Raw genomic sequence first — 15,409 nt, 5'->3', positions numbered from 1 at the left:
CTATCGAAAATTGTAAATAATATTGAAAAACAAAAAATTGTATCGAAATAGGCGGAAAAAACAGGAGAACCCGGAGCCTCTTTCCGGATTTCTCCGACTTTTTCTGCAGTCTGCACTTCTTTTATCCCCCCTGGATGCTTTTCTTTAAAAGCTTTCTTAGAAGAGGAAAAAGCACATCAGGCAAATCACTTACTTTATGAACGATGATGCTGAACTTTCCGTATATGTCCTGGATGGTATTGCGCTGGCTTTCTTCAATTTCCCCATTAGCAAGAAAAATATTGATCACTTCTATTCCTCTTTTACGCGCTTCAATTACCGCTTCATGCGTATCCACAATCCCTTTTTGCTCATAGTTCATAGCTGCCGGCTCCCCATCAGAAAAGACAATAAGGAACTTTTGTTTTTCAGGTCTGATCACGAGCTCCTGCGTCATATGCCTGATTGCGTACCCGTCCCTGTTGTCTTCTTCAGGATTGAGCTGCATAATCTCCGGACCGGTGCTTTGGTTGAGCGATGTCTTGAATGGGACAACCCTGTGAAAGTAATTGGGCATTCGCACTTCAGTGGCTTCGTTTGTATCTTCCCAGAATCCCGTAATCTGATGGACGACCCCTACCGATTTCAGCGCCTCGTGAAACAGCGTAATGCCAAGCTTTGTGTCATCCATCTTATCGTACATGGACGCCGAGCAGTCAACGAGAAGTGTAAAGACGGCATCGATTTGAATAGAGGGCTCCTCTTTTTTGTAAAAAAGTCTTGGATTGTCATCTGTAACCCACCGCAAAAGGTTTTTCCCGAGCCGGCCCGTATGGAGATTAGTCCGGGGATTGGTTTTCTTATGCTCGAGCGTCTTCCTGATCATCTGTTTAAGCTTTTTCTGATAATGGGACACTGCCGCTTTATTTTCGCTGTAGCTTATCTTATCCTGATCATTTGGTTTGACAGGTTCCAGATTTTCAGCAAAAGCAAACTTATTTTCTTTGCCGAATGTGAATTCATCCCCGGTCCTGTCTCCGTCCTGGCGGTTCTCCAAAACTTCAGACTGATCGTACTTATTTTGTTTTGATACTTTAGATGAGCCCTGTACAGTCCCCATCGCCTGATCACCGTCTTCTCCTTCACGGAGCCCGTTCCCCATTAAATCTGTTTTGGACCCATGCTCCAGGTCATACTGCAGAAAACTGTCTGTTGCTTTGCTTGTCTCCCTGTGCCAGGTCGGCATTTCCTGATCATGTACATCACGCTCTTCTTTACGGTCCAGTTCCAGCGTGTCATCATTATCCAGCTCATTCATTCGTTTTAAGTCTTTAAATGAAAGACCGCTGTTCTCCGCGTATCCTTGTTCCGGAAGAAAGAAATACGTATTCAGCATATCCTTTTCAAGGAATTCTTCAGCTGCTTCACTGATTCGGTATGCGATCCCTGCTGTTTCTGCAGTGCTTCGGCTTTCATAGGCCTGCTCAAGCTCTCTTTGAAAAAAAGGCAGCATTCTTTCAAAATCTTCATTAAGGGCAGGGATTGTCTCAAGCGGGGATTGAGCAGTGAGCTTTAAATATAAAGCATTAAACAAAGCATCTGCAGCAATGTTTCTCTCAAGATGAATCGTTAGCTGGGAACGGAAATGCCTTCTATACATTTCTGTTCTCCTGGCAAAGTATTTTTTGGTGCCGGGCCGCTCTTTTTTAATGATTTCTTCCATTCTGACCGATTCCAGAATGATGAAAAGCTGTTTGGCAAACTCTTTTACAGACAGTTGCTGCACCTTTAAGATAAAATTTTGCGTTTCTTCCATGCCGGTGTGAAACACACTTCCGGCAGCATGCAGATAAACGTCGCTTTTCAGACCGCTGATTTGGTCGGCTGCCGGCCGGTGATCCCAAAAATGGGTGAGGTAGATTTTGTTTTCGGCCGGATTTAAATAGGAGTAGGGCGCATATTCCATTTCCAGGTCCGGATTTTTGGAGAGAGTTTTGGCGAGATCAGCCAGCTCCATGTATAGAAATGAATCGATTTGACTGTCGTTAAATTTAATAAATCTCATCGCCCGTCACTCAAACAGCGTTTCCGCAATATTTCGTATAGCAGCCTTTTCCCGGTCATCCTCCACCTTCTCCGTAATCCCCCGCTCAATCGCTCTTAAAGGAGGGATAAATGCAGCCAGATCACACGTATCCAGCAGAGCTCTGATGGAAGCCGCTTCTTCAGAGACTTGTCCATTTCGAACCTGGACAATCAAATCAGCAGAAAACTGAATAAACGACTGGATTAACCTTTCATCCTTTAAGCCGGATTGGCTTTTGATAATCTGCTCAAGCTCCGCTCCCTGAATGTACGGGACATCAATAATCATAAACCTGTTTTTCAATGCTTCATTTAATGGAACCGTCCCGACATACCCTTCATTTATGGCCGCTATGACACCGAACGCTTCTGTCCCTCTTACCACATCACCCGTAAAGGGATTTGTAATCATTTTGCGGTAATCGAGCACCCCGTTTAAAATCGGCAGTGTTTCAGGCTTTGCCATATTAATCTCGTCTATGTATAAAAAGTGTCCTTTCTCCATGGCCTTTATGACCGGACCCGGAACAAATTCAATCGATGTATTATTTCCTGAAGAATGAATGGTTTTATAGCCAAGCAGAGCTTCCGCATCAAGGTCCACCGAACAGTTGATGCTGTGCATCGAGCGGCCGAATATGGAGGAAATGGTCTCGGCGAGCTTCGTTTTCCCTGCACCTGTAGGGCCTTTGAGCAGCACATTTTTGCCCAGAGCCAAAGCAATTACCGCGTCCTCCACAATGGAGAGATCTCCGGTTATAAAGCCCCCCTTGCCTATTAAAGTTAAATCTCTTTCCGAAGCATTAGATGTTCTTTCCATAATAGCCCGAATTTCAGCAGGCAGGTTTATCGTTAATTCTTGCATTTCAGTCAGCCTCTTTTCAACAAATCTTTTTCTTTCATCAGTATACAGAAAAAAAAACTTCCCGACAAAAAATCCTTTCCGTATGGTGAAGGGCGGATGCCAGTGCAGCAATATAATGCCCTTTATCTAAACGATTAGACTCTTTCCCCTCGTGATGGCAAATCCGCTCCCTGAATTTCCAGAAAAAAAAGAAGAGCATATAGCTCTCCTTAACTGTTAGAAGTATCGTTTTGCTCCCAGGTAGTGAGATTTCCAATAGGAATTGGACAGATTGGAAATCGTCACTCCCTGTGAACTGCTGGCATGGATAAAGTCCCCGTTTCCAAGGTAGATCCCCATATGGGAAGGTCCTGGCTTATAGGTCTCGAAATAAACAAAATCTCCTCTTTGCGGCTGGGATACCGGCTTCATTATGCTGGAGTAGCCAGCTGCACTAAGCCTGGAAACAGAAGTCACTTTATTCATTGTATAGTAGATAAAACCGCTGCAATCGAAACCCGAAGGTGTATTCCCGGCCCATTTATACGGAACACCCATATGGCGTTTCGCTTCTGCAATCATGCCTTCAATCTTGCTGCTTTCACTATAATCGTTCCCATTATTTCCTGTGTCCGGCTTTGTTTCAGGTTTTACGGAGCCTGAAAGCTTCAGCACCTGATTTACATAGATTACATTACTTGTTAGATTGTTCGCTGTCTTTATTTCTGCAATCGTAAGGTCAAATTTATTGGCCACTTTCCATAGTGAATCGCCGGGCTGGACTTTGTATGTGCCCTGTCCGTTTGAGCCGCCGCTGTTCTGTGCAGGAGGGTTTGGCTGAGGGGAAGCGGACGTGCTTCCGGATTTCAGCTTTAACACTTGCCCGATGTAAATGGTATCGCCTTTCAAGCTGTTAATGGATTTTAGTTCACTAACAGACATTCCGTTTTTTCTGGCAATCACCCAAAGGGAATCGCCGCTTTCTACTTTATATGTACTGGTTTGAGATTGAGAATCAGCTGATTGCGGCTTCTCACTTGGGGCGCCCGGGATATGAAGAACCTGTCCAATGTAAATGGTGTTGTGCGTCAATTTGTTTACATCCTTTAGCTTCGCTACGGATGTGCCGTATTTGTTCGCAATCTCCCAAAGCGAATCGCCGCTTTTTACTTTGACACTCTCTGCAGAAGCTGCGGTTGCAAAAAATGAAGCTCCCGCTACTGCTGTAACAGTCAAACCGAGAATTTTATGGTTCATTCTGTATGCCTCCTCTAATTTCTACATTTATTTTACTAGACAACCGTCTCTTAAACTACTGTTTTGTGGAAAAATAGCGAAAAGAGTCTATTATTTACCATCTGATCCCAGCTTCCTTTCAAATCAGCGGTTAAAGGCCTGTTAAAAATTGATTTTTGTTTTCATTTAGCAGGAGTTCAGTTTAATGAGGATATTGAAAGAGGGGATAAAAGGGGATTTGAGGATCCCGGCGATAAGCGGTACATGTAGAGCAATAAAAAGAGAGCACCCTTTATTTAGGATACTCTCTTCTAAGAGTATAGCATGTCATAGAATGGGAAGTTCAAGCATGCCTTGATCAGCTGCTTGCTTTTTCAGGCTCCGGTACAGAAACAGCTCCTCCCCTGTCTTTCGGGTTTTTAAGCTGTCTCCCCCCATACCCAATCACAAGGGCAAGGGATCCCGCTCCAAACACCAGAACCATATATTGCAGGCCGATCGTATCCAGGAGGAGGCCCGTTCCAAGGAGAACGACTTGAAACATGATGCGGTCTAGCATATTGCGGAATGAAAAAAAGCGGCCATGATATTCCTTTGCGATCCTTGTCTGAAAGATTGTGGAGGCTACCGGAAAGAAGCATCCCACACTCAGGCCGAACAATCCGAATGATATAAGCGACATGGTAAAATGGTCGCTGAAGAACAATGACAAATGCGCAATAGATGTAATAAAAGAGAACATAATCATCAGAAAAACATGATTAAAGCGGTCAGTAAGCTTTTTGACCAGAAAAGCGCCCAGCATAAAGCTTAACCCTTCTACTGTGTATAGCAGGCTTTTAATCTCTGTGCTTTGCTGAAGCTCGCTTATATTAATGACCATAAGGTTAAAACCGCCTATAAACAGCATCGGTATCACTGTGAGAATCAGGGCTGTTAAAGCGACCGGAGCTCCTTTTAAAATAGGCATAACTTCCAGAAACCCGCCGCTATTTCCTTTGCTTGCCTGCCCTCCATCATCCTTGATCTGCAGAAAGAAGGTTGAAAAAAGCAGAAGGATATATGCAGCGGTAGACAATGCATACAGCGCGGTCAAACTCATATAAACGAGGAAGATTCCCGCAAGCGCCGTTCCGGCTATCCTCGCAAGAGTCGCAACATTCATATGGATCCCGTTCATTTGGATCAGATGTTCATCCTTAACTATAAGAGGGATGATTGCCTGAAGTGCCGGAAAATAGAATGCAGCTGAAATCTGAATGCCGATTAAAAATAACAGCATAAGCCAGACCGAACCATAGGAGATGGCTGCAAACATAAAAACTACACTGAGGATCCGGCCGATTCCGGATACGATAAGCACGTTCTTTTTCGAATGGCTGTCGATTACTCTTCCTGCCGCCGGTCCCACTGCAACTCCCGCAAGTAAGCCCGCAATCAGGAGCAGCGATTTCATGAAATCCGATGGGATATAAGCCTGCATGAATTCCAGGTTCCCAATAATGCCCATCCACAATCCAAGACCCGCAATAAACTCCCCCGATAGCAGAATCCAAACATTTTTATTTTTCCACATATGCATTCTCCAATTTTGTAAGATGCCTTAACTATAGCACCGGGGAAGATATTTCGCCACCCGAAATTTCCTGCAAAAAAAGACAGGGGCTGCGCCCTGCCTTATTAGCCTATCAGGAAGAAATTGACAATAAAAGCCGCTGAAATCACATACATGAGCCAATGAAGCTCATCAGCACGGCCTGTAAACAATTTGATTAATGTGTAGGAAAGAAAGCCAAAGGCTACTCCCTCTGCAATCGAATAAGTGAGCGGCATCATGATCAGAGCGAGAAAGGCTGGAATGAGTTCCGTTAAATCATCAAAATCAACTTCCTTTAGCTCAGTAAGCATAAATGCCCCAATAATAATCAGAGCAGGTGCTGTAGCAACAGCCGGGATGAATTGAATAAAGGGGGCGAACAGAAGCGTCAAAAGGAAGAGGATCGAAGCAAATATAGCTTTTAATCCTGTCCTTGCCCCTGCTGCAATTCCTGTAGCGTTTTCCACATATGTATTCATCGCCGTGCTTCCAAGAGCACTGCTGACCATCGTTCCGAAAGCACCTGTTGTTAAAGCGCGATTCATATTGGGAACATTTCCGTTCTCATCTGTAAGGTCCGCCTTCTTCGTCAGGCCGATCAGAGTGGCAAGGGTATCAAAAAGCTCTACAATTGTAAATGAGAAAATAATTGATAAGATTCCGTAGCCGACGGCTGCTTTTAAATCCATTGCCAGAAATGTCGGTTCAATGGAAGGGATTTGGAAGGAGAGAAAGTCCGATATCCCCTTAGGTGACGGAGAATTCCCCAGTAAGATGGAAGCCGCCGAAATGACCAGAATAGATAGAATGATTCCGCCTCTTACATTTAGAGCAGATAAAACCGCTGTGAGAACGATTCCTGCAAGGGCGAGGATGGTGCCGATGTTCGACATATCTCCTAAAGCCACAAAAGTTGCTTCATCCGGTACTACGATTCCGCCGTTTTTCAAGCCGATAAAGGCTATAAACAAACCAATACCTGCTGTAATCGAAGCTTTTAATGTTTTGGGAATGGCCTTTACTACCTTTTCGCTGATTCCAAATACGGACAAAAGGAAAAAAACCAAACCGGAAATAAAAACCGCACCGAGTGCCGTTTCCCAAGACAGTCCTTGTTTTAATACAACGGTGTATGTAAAAAAAGCATTGAGTCCCATTCCGGGGCCTATTACAATTGGGAGATTTGCCCAAAATCCCATGATCAAGCTTGTTATGACAATTCCGAATATGGTGGCGGCAAGGGCAGCCTCTTTTGGTATACCTGCTTCAGATAAAATAACGGGATTAACTAGGATAATATAGCTGACGGTTACAAATGTAGTAAGGGCAGCAAGAAACTCCTGCCTGATTGAGGTTTTGCGCTCTGTTAATTTAAAGTATTGATCGATGATCCTGCTCACCTTCAAACCTCCTTTTTTCAAACATATCCGACATTATATCTTACAATTCGCAGGGAAGAAAGAACTTTATTCAACGGTAAAATTTAAAGATTATTTGTACTAATCGGATAAATGGTGCCGTCCTTCGCAAACGACATTTTTCCTGTTTCTTCAGATACGATCAGGACAACGGCATCCGTTTTTTCAGTAAGTCCCATGGCGGCTCTATGCCGGGTGCCCAATTTGCTCCCGTCTGAGGAAGCATCCGACAGCGGCAGGACATTGGAGGCAGAAAGAATTTTATCTCCTTTTACAAGCATCGCCCCATCGTGCAGCGGATTGCCGGGATAAAAAATACTCTCTGCAAGGGAAGCAGATAGATCCGCTCCGACCTGGATTCCATTTTTAATGAAGGGGGCGACCTCCTGCTCTCTTTCAACAATAATCAGACCGCCATGCTGCTTCTGGGAGAGATTCTGCATAGCAGAAGCAAGAGCGTGAAAACTTTCCGTATAGGCGGACAAGTACGCCTGCAAGTAAAAGGTAGAAGCTGCTGATTGTATGACTTTAAACCTCCCATTTATTTCGTCCAGTTCACAAAGGAGGCACATCTCACTTTCACCGAGTTCGTTTAATATCCTGGTTGAGCTGTTGATGATGTCCTGGAGATTTCGCTGGATGCTGCCCTTTATTTGGTGCAGTACAAATTGGTCCTCTGGTATGCTCATTTTAATTCGCTCCTTTTGTTTAGGTTTTGCAGATCCGGTGTGATCAAAACGGGAATTGATTGGAAAATGGTGGTACATACTATAGATAGACGTTTCGTAAAGGAGGTGCAGCTTCATTGACCGCTGCCAAAATCTTTCAATATTTGTTTTCCATCTCCGGCACCGTTATCCTCGGATGCTTCTATTACCGCATGTTTAGAAAAAATCCTGACAAAGTCCAGAAGCAAAAGCCGTAATACTCTCTTCAATTCGTGATATAATTCAAGATTATGTCATGAATAGAAGAGGTTGGAATGATGCATCAGACAAACACTTATAAGGAAAAAATCAAACTGTTCACCGTGATACTTTTTCCCATCCTGGTTACCCAGCTTGGGCTTTACTCCATGTCCTTCCTCGATACGGCCATGTCCGGCCAGGTGAGCCCTGAGGATCTTGCAGGGGTAGCGGTCGGTTCAAGCATATGGGTCCCGGTTTATACCGGATTAAGCGGAATCTTTATGGCCGTTACTCCGATGGTGGCGCAGCTTGCAGGAGCTAAAAAAACAGACGGTGTTCCATTTATCGTCATTCAAGGGCTGTATTTATCCGTTGCCATGACGATCGTTGTCCTGCTCACAGGGTTTCTGGCCCTAGAACCGGTACTTTCGCTTCTGCCCCTTGAGAACGAGGTGGAGACGATTGCAAAGGATTATCTGATTGCCCTTTCCTTCGGCATATTGCCGCTGTTCATTTATGGAGTTTTAAGAAGTTTTATTGATTCATTGGGTATGACAAGAATTACGATGCTAATTACGCTTCTTACCCTGCCTGTCAATTTTATTTTGAATTATTTATTGATCTTCGGAAAATTCGGTTTTCCTGCTCTCGGCGGAGCAGGGGCAGGAGCAGCAACGAGCTTAACCTACTGGGCTGCTGCAGGCATAACGTTGATCCTGCTGAAAAAGCATGCTCCTCTTGCTTCCTTTTCTCTTTTTGAACAATTTTATAAAGTCTCTCTGCAAAAGTGGAAAGAAATATTATCGATCGGGATTCCGATCGGAATGGCGATCTTTTTTGAAACAAGCATTTTTGCTGCGGTCACATTGTTTATGAGCGAATACAGCACGGTGACCATTGCCTCTCACCAGGCAGCGCTGAACTTTGCGTCATTTCTATACATGATTCCACTGGCCATTTCAATGGCATTAACGATCGTTGTCGGCTTTGAATCAGGGGCTAAAAGGTGGCAGGACGCCAAGCAATACAGCTATTTAGGCATTCTGACGGGCGTCATCCTGTCTTTGATCACAGCAGCGGTTATCCTCATGTTCCGAGGTCAAATCGCTTCTATTTATACAGAGGATGCCGAGGTTCTGAATCTGACGAAAACTTTTTTAATCTATGCGGTCTTTTTCCAGATTTCCGATGCAGTGGCTGCTCCGATTCAAGGTGCACTGCGGGGCTACAAGGATGTTCGTTTTACCTTTTATGCAGCTCTCGTGTCGTACTGGGCAATCGGCCTGCCGGTCGGATTCTGCCTCGCTCAATACACAGGTCTTGAGGCGTTCGGATACTGGATTGGTTTAATTGCCGGGCTCGCAGCCGGTGCTGGTGGATTATCGCTGCGGCTTGTAAAAATCCAAAAAACGGTTGGGCTCCCTGTTCAACAGAAGCAGTAAATTTTCCAGCGTTATGTCTGCATCCATGATCACGCTTACCGAATTGTAAAAAACCCGGGCAGCCCCCTTGAGCTTCCCGGGTTTATTCTTTATCTTCAAATCTTTATAAGCCACTGCCTGTTTGAGTGCCTATGCTTCAGCATCCCATTTATAATGATAGTAGCTTTCGGATTCGAAAAAATTCATCAGCTGAGGCCCGCCTTTTTTAAAGCTCTCCTCCAGCTGCTTCATTAACCCTTCTGTCTGGGAACGATGTGCTTTTAGGGCCTGTAACTTAATTTCTGCAGCTTCCCTGATATCAAGAACGACATCCGGCTGTCCGAGGACCTCTTCTCTGTTTTTTGTAATAGCGATGCAATAAGTAACAGGTCTTTGATCAGCAGGTATCCTTCTAAGGGCATGAATGACCGCTCTGCCTGTCGCATCATGATCGGGATGGACCCCATGATCCGGGTAAAAGGTTACGACAAGTGTAGGCTTTACCTCGTCTATAATGCTCTCAATCCGATCGGCAAATTCTTCAATATCTTCGAATTCGAGGGTCTTGTCCCGGAGACCGAGCATTCTAAGGTCTGTTACATCCATTGCTTTACACGCATCCTCGAGCTCTCTCTTCCTGATCAGCGGAAGCACTTCCCGGTTAGCAAACAGAGGACTGCCCATATTCCTTCCCATTTCTCCAAGCGTCCCGCATGCGTATGTAACCGGAATCCCTGCTTTTCTTTTTAAGGCAATCAGGCCAGCAACTCCATAGGATTCGTCATCCGGATGCGGCAATACAACTAATACATGTTCATTCATTATTAATTCTCCTTTTCTCATGATGGAAATGGTTTTGTACTGATCTGCAGGGCGATGGCCAGTTTTCCATCAGGATGATGTCCGGCAATCAGCAAGCGGCCTTGTTCATCCTCCGTAAAATCCGTTAAGCCCTCTGCGTAGGTCCATCCTTCTTCCATCTTTAAGCCGACACGGTAGGGGCCGAAGCCGGTAATTTTTGCAAGGGAGTACTTCAATTTAGCATTTCTGATAAAGGCTACGACTGTCATGCTGTTCTCATTTTGATGCGCGTTGTAAGCACCTGTTGTTGTTTCAAGATGAATATATACATCCTGATTCGTGTGCCTGTCCAGAAATTCCTGTATTTCAGTAGGTACAATTGGTTTCATGCTGAGGCTCCTTTATTCAATGATTCAATAAGCGGTTCATAACCGTATTATATCTAATGATCAGCTCGTTCTTTTCCTCTTTCTGCAGAAGGGAATCCTGTACCCGGCTGACAGAAAGCGCGTACTTATCAGTGATGCTTTTCCGGACCCTGGGATGTGTTCCTTCATCCAGAAGATCCCTCATCAAAGCGTCCTCCAATGCTTCTTCAGGCGGCAGGCGTGAATCAAGCCTCCGGTTATGCCATATCCTGCGGTAGCATTCGAGAAGATGCTGTCCGTCCATTGACCACCACTCCCGGATTTAAAATTGGGGATTTTAGCTTTTAGATTTGGATGAAGCGCTGTCTCAGTAAGGCAAACCCTTTATATACGAGCTGACTTATTTTTTTTTCTCCGACCGGATGGTAATCCGGCTGCTTTAGTGCCCGAAAAGGTAAATATAAGCAGTGCAGACCAAATAAAGGTGAATGTAATCATATCAACCGCTGTAAATGCTTCTCCGAATAGCACAAGACCTGCAATAAGGGTAAGGGTCGGTGCAATATATTGCAAAATCCCCGTCAAATATAAAGGAATTCGCTTCGCTCCTCCTGCAAAAAGAAGGAGCGGGACAGCGGTTACTGCTCCGGCCCCCGCCAGGAGCAAATCAAGACCGGCATCTCCAGATAGAAAAGCAGCATCTCCCTCTAGATGAAGCATTCCGAGATAGGCCGCTGCTGCGGGCAGAACTGCCAGTGTTTCAAAAGTAAGTCCTGCTGCCGGATCGAGCCTTGTCAGTTTTTTCGTTAGTCCATATAGTCCAAAGCTCAGGGCCAGAATGACGGATACCCACGGAAAGCTTCCAAAATGAACGCTTGAGATCAGGACACCGATTAAAGCAAGCCCAAAAGAAAGCTTCTGCCAGCCATTTAAATTCTCTTTAAGAAACAGGACACCGAGCATGACACTGATTAGCGGGTTAATGTAATACCCAAGACTTGCTTCCACAATATGGTGGTTGTTAACCGCCCATATATATACAAACCAGTTGGCGCTGATCAATACAGAAGATAAAATCAAACTCAAAATAACGATAGGATGTCTCTTCATCTCAGAAAGGGCTGTTTTCAATACATTCCATTTTCCTGCTGCTGTAATGACGGCCAGCATAAAGATAAACGACCAGACAATCCTGTGAGCTAAAATTTCCTCCGACTGGACTTCATCGATCATCTTCCAGTACAAGGGAAGAATTCCCCATAAAAAATAAGAACCGGCGGTGAGCATCATACCGGTTTTATCGTACCTGCCATGTTCGTGATGCATTCATCCACTCTCCCTGCTTCTCCATGCACATTATACTCTTCCCGGCTAAAGCTTAACAAGCAAAAGGAATTCCCACGGCATATAATGGACTGCAGCCCGCATTTAAAGGATAATCCGGTTTTCTAGACGTATCTTATTGTGCATCAGCTTCATTAAAAATAGTTGTGAGAGGATGATTGAATGTTTCCATGGAATAAGCAGTATCCGTTCAATCAGCAAAAAATGCCTGATTTTTTCAAGAAAATGAATCCGAATCAAGTGGAAAACTATGTACAGCAGGTGATGGGCCAGGTGTTTGGTCAAGACCAGCAAGGCGGATTTCCTTATCAATTTTCCCAACAGGGACACGAAGAAAAAAATGAAGCTCCACGAGAAAGCTGGTATGAAGCTACTGACAAAGTTTATTTTAAACTTCACATTCCTGCGAGCCTTGCAAAAAATATTAAAATCCAGCATAACAGTCATCAGGTCACAATCGTAAACTTTCCTGAAAAGGGAGAAAGCAAAACGTTCAGCATCCCTCACCCGGTTCGCAGAAAAGGAACGAAAGCTTCTTACCAGAATGAGAATCTTGAGCTTTCTTTCCTGAAAAATGAGGATGTTCATGTAACTGAGATTTCCTTGCCTGAAATCAGCAATGAGAGCTGATGATGCCGGCTCTTTTTTTCGGGCTGCTTCATCATCCTTTTCCCGGAGAACCCCGAATGTTCCCGGCTCGACATGAAACGCCGCCCTTTGAATAAAGGCGGCGTTTCATATTTATCCGGCAGTTGTTAGTATGTTCCGGGGTAGCCGGGAACTCCGCCTCCGGGGTAGCCCCCCTGAAATCCTCCTGGAAATCCTCCTCCATAGGGAGGGTAATAAGGATAGGGGGCGTAGCCGTAAAAAGGCGGTCTAAACAAACTTGCTCCGATCGCACCACCAAAGAGCCCGCCAATCAGACCTCCGACAAACGGGAAGCCTAATGGGAAAAAACGCTGGTAAGGAGCGCCTGGAACACTGCGCATCATGTATGGGTACAAGGTATTTCCTCCTCTTCGTTAGCCTGCACTTATAGGTTATTCACCTGGCATGGACAACGAATGGGCCCTTGCCCGGCCGCTCCCATTAATTAATGGTCTGATCCTCAGAGCCGTCCTGTTTGAAGACGGAGATTGAAATGTTTTTCTCCTCAGCCAATTTTCTCGCTTTTGTTAAAGCTTCTTTTTTTGTATGAAACGAAAAGCTTGCTCGCTCGGCGGAATCCTTTTCGATGATCCACTTTTCATCTCTTTTATGGAGCTTATAGGCTTCCTTAGCACCTTCGTCCTGCGCCCATTTTTCAGCCTGGGCCGTCGCGATTGCAATCGCCCTGCCCTCTTCGTACTTTTCATCCAGCAAAGCATTGGCTATTTCTATCGCTTTTTTTCTTGTCTTTCCAGGGAGGTTTTTCATTGATTCCGGATAATTCCTGCTGTTCCATGGCATTAAAATTCCTCCTTTTAATGTTCGTAGATCATTTTTCTGGTCATCCCGCCATCAATTACAAGATTTGCGCCATTTACAAAACTATTCGAGGATTGAGTCAGGTAAAGGCAGGCACCGGCGACATCCGATGGTTCACCCACTCTTCCGGATAAATGCTGAGCGTGATCGATCTCCCTTAGTTCTTCCAGTTTCCCTGTGTGGATCCAACCAGGGGATATGGCGTTCACTGTAATCGAATAATCTGCAAAGGATGCAGCCAGGGCATGAGTTAAGGCTGCTATTCCCCCTTTGGATGCGGCATAAGCCTCTGAGTGGGGCTCAGACATTTGCGACCTGGTGGATGCGATATTCACGATTGAGCCTCCAGTCCGGTCTTTCATGTGCTTGGCCGCCTCTTTTGAGAACAAAAATGCACTGCGCAGATTAACTGAAAGGATATCATCCCATTCTTCAACGGAGAGCTCCAGCGGGTCCTTGAACGTGGAAACGCCGGCATTGTTGATTAATATATCAACCCCTCCGAATGTTCTTACCGCTTCTTCCATGCACGCAGTAATTTCAGCAGGATTTCTGACATCTGTTTTGATGAACAATACCCGGTCGTGCTGCTTTAAAAGCTGCTCCTCCAGCTGTTTGCCCTTTTCTGCATCCTTATCAGCAAGCACAACACTGTAGCCTTCCTTGCAGTAAGCCGCTGCAACCCCTTCCCCTATTCCGTTTGACGCTCCGGTAACAATGACTGTTTTAGAATCCATTTATCTTTTCCTCCTAGCAATATCGGTTGCCCCAAATTTGGATTTCTTTCATGACGTTCTTTAATGCCATACCCTTTTCGGTCAGCTGATAAATCACTTTTACAGGAGTTTCAGGATAGACAATGCGCTCAACCATTTCTGTATTTTCCAATTCTTTTAAACGTTCGGCAAGCATCTTTTGACTAATACTAGGGATGATTTCACTTAAATCTTTAAATCGCTTTGGACCATCCATCAAGACATGAACGATCATTCCGTTCCACCGTTTACCAAGGAGTTTAAATGCAAATTCTACGTGCGGACAATTCGGGAATTTCATACCATCTCCACCTTTTCAAGCCTCATTCTTGACAATTAATTGAACAGCGTTTTATCATAGACAAGGTTCGACAAGCTTACTATAAGTGAGCGCGTTACTTTTTGTCTATTATATCCATTATGCCATTATTTTACTAAGGGGGAGTTTTTCCATGACAACTATTGCAGAAGATTTGCTGACTTTAATGGAGGACCGCACTTCCATCCGCCATTATGATCCATCCGAAGCCATTTCCAAAGCTGAGCTCACATCCATCCTGGAATCAGCTGTTAAAGCTCCATCCGCCTGGAACCTCCAGCACTGGAACTTCATGGTATTCCACAGCGATGAAGCGAAGGAAAGATTGCATCCAATCGCTTACAGTCAAAACCAGATTATAGAATCCTCAGCGGTTATTGCCATTCTTGGCGATCTGGAAGCGAATAAAAATGTGGAACAGGTTTACAGCCCGCTGGTTGAGGCTGGACATATGTCTAAAGAAATTAAAGAAACCCTTGCCGGCCAGATTCATGGTGCTTATGAAAATCCAGTCTACGCAAGAGATGCCGCATACTCCAATGCTTCTCTCGCAGCCATGCAGCTTATGCTTGCCGCTAAAGCAAAAGGATTTGATACATGTGCAATCGGCGGATTTAACGGTGAAGCCTTTATTAAAGAATTTAAAGTAGCCGGACGGTATGTACCGGTTATGCTCATTTCCGTAGGGAAAGCAGCCAAACCTGCACATAAAAGTGAAAGAATTTCGCTCGATCAAGTAGCAGAATGGCTTTAATAAAAACAGGATGAAAAGCGGGAACCTCACCCGCTTTTTCCTTTTGCCCGTTACGTTTTAAAACAGTAATTATTGGATATACAATACTTTTGCAGGGTTTGAGGAAAGCTAGT

The 15,409-nt window shown here is 44.7% G+C and carries 17 protein-coding genes; 3 read left to right on the top strand and 14 right to left on the bottom strand.

Annotation, left to right across the window (positions count from 1 at the left end; genetic code table 11):
• Positions 1-121 precede the first annotated feature (121 nt).
• The 6 genes from ACQCVE_RS02475 to cdaS form a co-directional block, all read right to left on the bottom strand.
• Complete coding sequence (locus ACQCVE_RS02475; RefSeq protein ID WP_426861451.1) at positions 122-2,044, bottom strand: vWA domain-containing protein; 1,923 nt, start codon at positions 2,042-2,044, stop codon at positions 122-124.
• Between the two features lie 6 nt (positions 2,045-2,050).
• Positions 2,051-2,884, bottom strand: coding sequence for an ATP-binding protein (locus ACQCVE_RS02470; protein ID WP_426844262.1), 834 nt, complete (start codon positions 2,882-2,884; stop codon positions 2,051-2,053).
• 261 nt (positions 2,885-3,145) lie between these two features.
• Complete coding sequence (locus ACQCVE_RS02465) at positions 3,146-4,165, bottom strand: LysM peptidoglycan-binding domain-containing protein (RefSeq protein ID WP_426844164.1); 1,020 nt, start codon at positions 4,163-4,165, stop codon at positions 3,146-3,148.
• A gap of 337 nt (positions 4,166-4,502) precedes the next feature.
• Positions 4,503-5,720: an MFS transporter gene (locus ACQCVE_RS02460; protein ID WP_426844163.1), complete on the bottom strand. Its 1,218-nt coding sequence runs from the start codon at positions 5,718-5,720 to the stop codon at positions 4,503-4,505.
• A 104-nt stretch (positions 5,721-5,824) separates the two neighbouring features.
• Positions 5,825-7,141 carry an NCS2 family permease gene (locus ACQCVE_RS02455; RefSeq protein WP_426844162.1) on the bottom strand — a complete coding sequence of 439 codons (1,317 nt, stop codon included), beginning with the start codon at positions 7,139-7,141 and terminating at the stop codon, positions 5,825-5,827.
• Between the two features lie 83 nt (positions 7,142-7,224).
• Complete coding sequence (gene cdaS, locus ACQCVE_RS02450; protein WP_426844161.1) at positions 7,225-7,848, bottom strand: sporulation-specific diadenylate cyclase CdaS; 624 nt, start codon at positions 7,846-7,848, stop codon at positions 7,225-7,227.
• A gap of 296 nt (positions 7,849-8,144) precedes the next feature.
• Between cdaS and ACQCVE_RS02445 the strand changes: the two genes are divergently transcribed.
• Entirely contained in the window at positions 8,145-9,509 is a 1,365-nt protein-coding gene (locus ACQCVE_RS02445; RefSeq protein ID WP_426844261.1) for an MATE family efflux transporter, read from the top strand.
• A gap of 129 nt (positions 9,510-9,638) precedes the next feature.
• Here ACQCVE_RS02445 and bshB2 read toward each other — a convergent pair whose 3' ends face one another.
• From bshB2 to rarD, 4 genes are all read right to left on the bottom strand, one after another.
• Positions 9,639-10,310 (bottom strand): bacillithiol biosynthesis deacetylase BshB2, encoded by a 672-nt coding sequence (gene bshB2, locus ACQCVE_RS02440; protein WP_426844160.1) that lies wholly within the window; start codon positions 10,308-10,310, stop codon positions 9,639-9,641.
• 17 nt (positions 10,311-10,327) lie between these two features.
• The gene (locus ACQCVE_RS02435) at positions 10,328-10,678 is read right to left on the bottom strand and encodes a YojF family protein (protein WP_426844159.1); all 351 of its coding nucleotides are present in this window, start codon (positions 10,676-10,678) and stop codon (positions 10,328-10,330) included.
• Between the two features lie 16 nt (positions 10,679-10,694).
• Positions 10,695-10,961, bottom strand: coding sequence for a hypothetical protein (locus ACQCVE_RS02430; protein WP_426861449.1), 267 nt, complete (start codon positions 10,959-10,961; stop codon positions 10,695-10,697).
• Positions 10,962-11,041: 80 nt separating this feature from the next.
• Positions 11,042-11,983: an EamA family transporter RarD gene (gene rarD / locus ACQCVE_RS02425; protein WP_426861447.1), complete on the bottom strand. Its 942-nt coding sequence runs from the start codon at positions 11,981-11,983 to the stop codon at positions 11,042-11,044.
• Between the two features lie 180 nt (positions 11,984-12,163).
• Between rarD and ACQCVE_RS02420 the strand changes: the two genes are divergently transcribed.
• Complete coding sequence (locus ACQCVE_RS02420) at positions 12,164-12,631, top strand: Hsp20/alpha crystallin family protein (protein WP_426844156.1); 468 nt, start codon at positions 12,164-12,166, stop codon at positions 12,629-12,631.
• 125 nt (positions 12,632-12,756) lie between these two features.
• On the opposite strand, the gene ACQCVE_RS02415 is transcribed toward ACQCVE_RS02420, so the two are convergent.
• From ACQCVE_RS02415 to ACQCVE_RS02400, 4 genes are all read right to left on the bottom strand, one after another.
• Positions 12,757-13,005 (bottom strand): hypothetical protein, encoded by a 249-nt coding sequence (locus tag ACQCVE_RS02415; RefSeq protein WP_426844155.1) that lies wholly within the window; start codon positions 13,003-13,005, stop codon positions 12,757-12,759.
• Positions 13,006-13,090: 85 nt separating this feature from the next.
• Positions 13,091-13,450 carry a DUF2188 domain-containing protein gene (locus ACQCVE_RS02410; protein WP_426844154.1) on the bottom strand — a complete coding sequence of 120 codons (360 nt, stop codon included), beginning with the start codon at positions 13,448-13,450 and terminating at the stop codon, positions 13,091-13,093.
• Between the two features lie 14 nt (positions 13,451-13,464).
• The gene (locus ACQCVE_RS02405) at positions 13,465-14,205 is read right to left on the bottom strand and encodes an SDR family NAD(P)-dependent oxidoreductase (RefSeq protein WP_426844153.1); all 741 of its coding nucleotides are present in this window, start codon (positions 14,203-14,205) and stop codon (positions 13,465-13,467) included.
• 13 nt (positions 14,206-14,218) lie between these two features.
• Positions 14,219-14,524 (bottom strand): winged helix-turn-helix transcriptional regulator, encoded by a 306-nt coding sequence (locus ACQCVE_RS02400; RefSeq protein WP_426844152.1) that lies wholly within the window; start codon positions 14,522-14,524, stop codon positions 14,219-14,221.
• A 151-nt stretch (positions 14,525-14,675) separates the two neighbouring features.
• Here ACQCVE_RS02400 and ACQCVE_RS02395 point away from each other — a divergent pair, with 151 nt between their 5' ends.
• Positions 14,676-15,296, top strand: coding sequence for a nitroreductase family protein (locus tag ACQCVE_RS02395; protein WP_426861445.1), 621 nt, complete (start codon positions 14,676-14,678; stop codon positions 15,294-15,296).
• The last annotated feature ends 113 nt before the right edge of the window (positions 15,297-15,409 follow it).

Origin of the sequence: Metabacillus sp. 113a (assembly GCF_050107635.1) — a bacterium.
In the GTDB taxonomy this organism is placed as follows: Bacteria; Bacillota; Bacilli; order Bacillales; family Bacillaceae; genus Metabacillus_B.
This window is presented reverse-complemented; position numbering and strand designations above follow the sequence as displayed.

Excerpts from the sequence above, each read along its gene's own strand:
- ACQCVE_RS02445 (WP_426844261.1), top strand. The coding sequence starts at position 8,145 with ATGCATCAGACAAACACTTATAAGGAAAAAATCAAACTGTTCACCGTG.
- rarD (WP_426861447.1), bottom strand. The coding sequence starts at position 11,983 with ATGCATCACGAACATGGCAGGTACGATAAAACCGGTATGATGCTCACC.
- ACQCVE_RS02460 (WP_426844163.1), bottom strand. The coding sequence starts at position 5,720 with ATGTGGAAAAATAAAAATGTTTGGATTCTGCTATCGGGGGAGTTTATT.
- cdaS (WP_426844161.1), bottom strand. The coding sequence starts at position 7,848 with ATGAGCATACCAGAGGACCAATTTGTACTGCACCAAATAAAGGGCAGC.
- bshB2 (WP_426844160.1), bottom strand. The coding sequence starts at position 10,310 with ATGAATGAACATGTATTAGTTGTATTGCCGCATCCGGATGACGAATCC.
- ACQCVE_RS02400 (WP_426844152.1), bottom strand. The coding sequence starts at position 14,524 with ATGAAATTCCCGAATTGTCCGCACGTAGAATTTGCATTTAAACTCCTT.
- ACQCVE_RS02465 (WP_426844164.1), bottom strand. The coding sequence starts at position 4,165 with ATGAACCATAAAATTCTCGGTTTGACTGTTACAGCAGTAGCGGGAGCT.
- ACQCVE_RS02410 (WP_426844154.1), bottom strand. The coding sequence starts at position 13,450 with ATGCCATGGAACAGCAGGAATTATCCGGAATCAATGAAAAACCTCCCT.
- ACQCVE_RS02405 (WP_426844153.1), bottom strand. The coding sequence starts at position 14,205 with ATGGATTCTAAAACAGTCATTGTTACCGGAGCGTCAAACGGAATAGGG.
- ACQCVE_RS02475 (WP_426861451.1), bottom strand. The coding sequence starts at position 2,044 with ATGAGATTTATTAAATTTAACGACAGTCAAATCGATTCATTTCTATAC.
- ACQCVE_RS02420 (WP_426844156.1), top strand. The coding sequence starts at position 12,164 with ATGTTTCCATGGAATAAGCAGTATCCGTTCAATCAGCAAAAAATGCCT.
- ACQCVE_RS02435 (WP_426844159.1), bottom strand. The coding sequence starts at position 10,678 with ATGAAACCAATTGTACCTACTGAAATACAGGAATTTCTGGACAGGCAC.
- ACQCVE_RS02430 (WP_426861449.1), bottom strand. The coding sequence starts at position 10,961 with ATGGACGGACAGCATCTTCTCGAATGCTACCGCAGGATATGGCATAAC.
- ACQCVE_RS02395 (WP_426861445.1), top strand. The coding sequence starts at position 14,676 with ATGACAACTATTGCAGAAGATTTGCTGACTTTAATGGAGGACCGCACT.
- ACQCVE_RS02470 (WP_426844262.1), bottom strand. The coding sequence starts at position 2,884 with ATGGAAAGAACATCTAATGCTTCGGAAAGAGATTTAACTTTAATAGGC.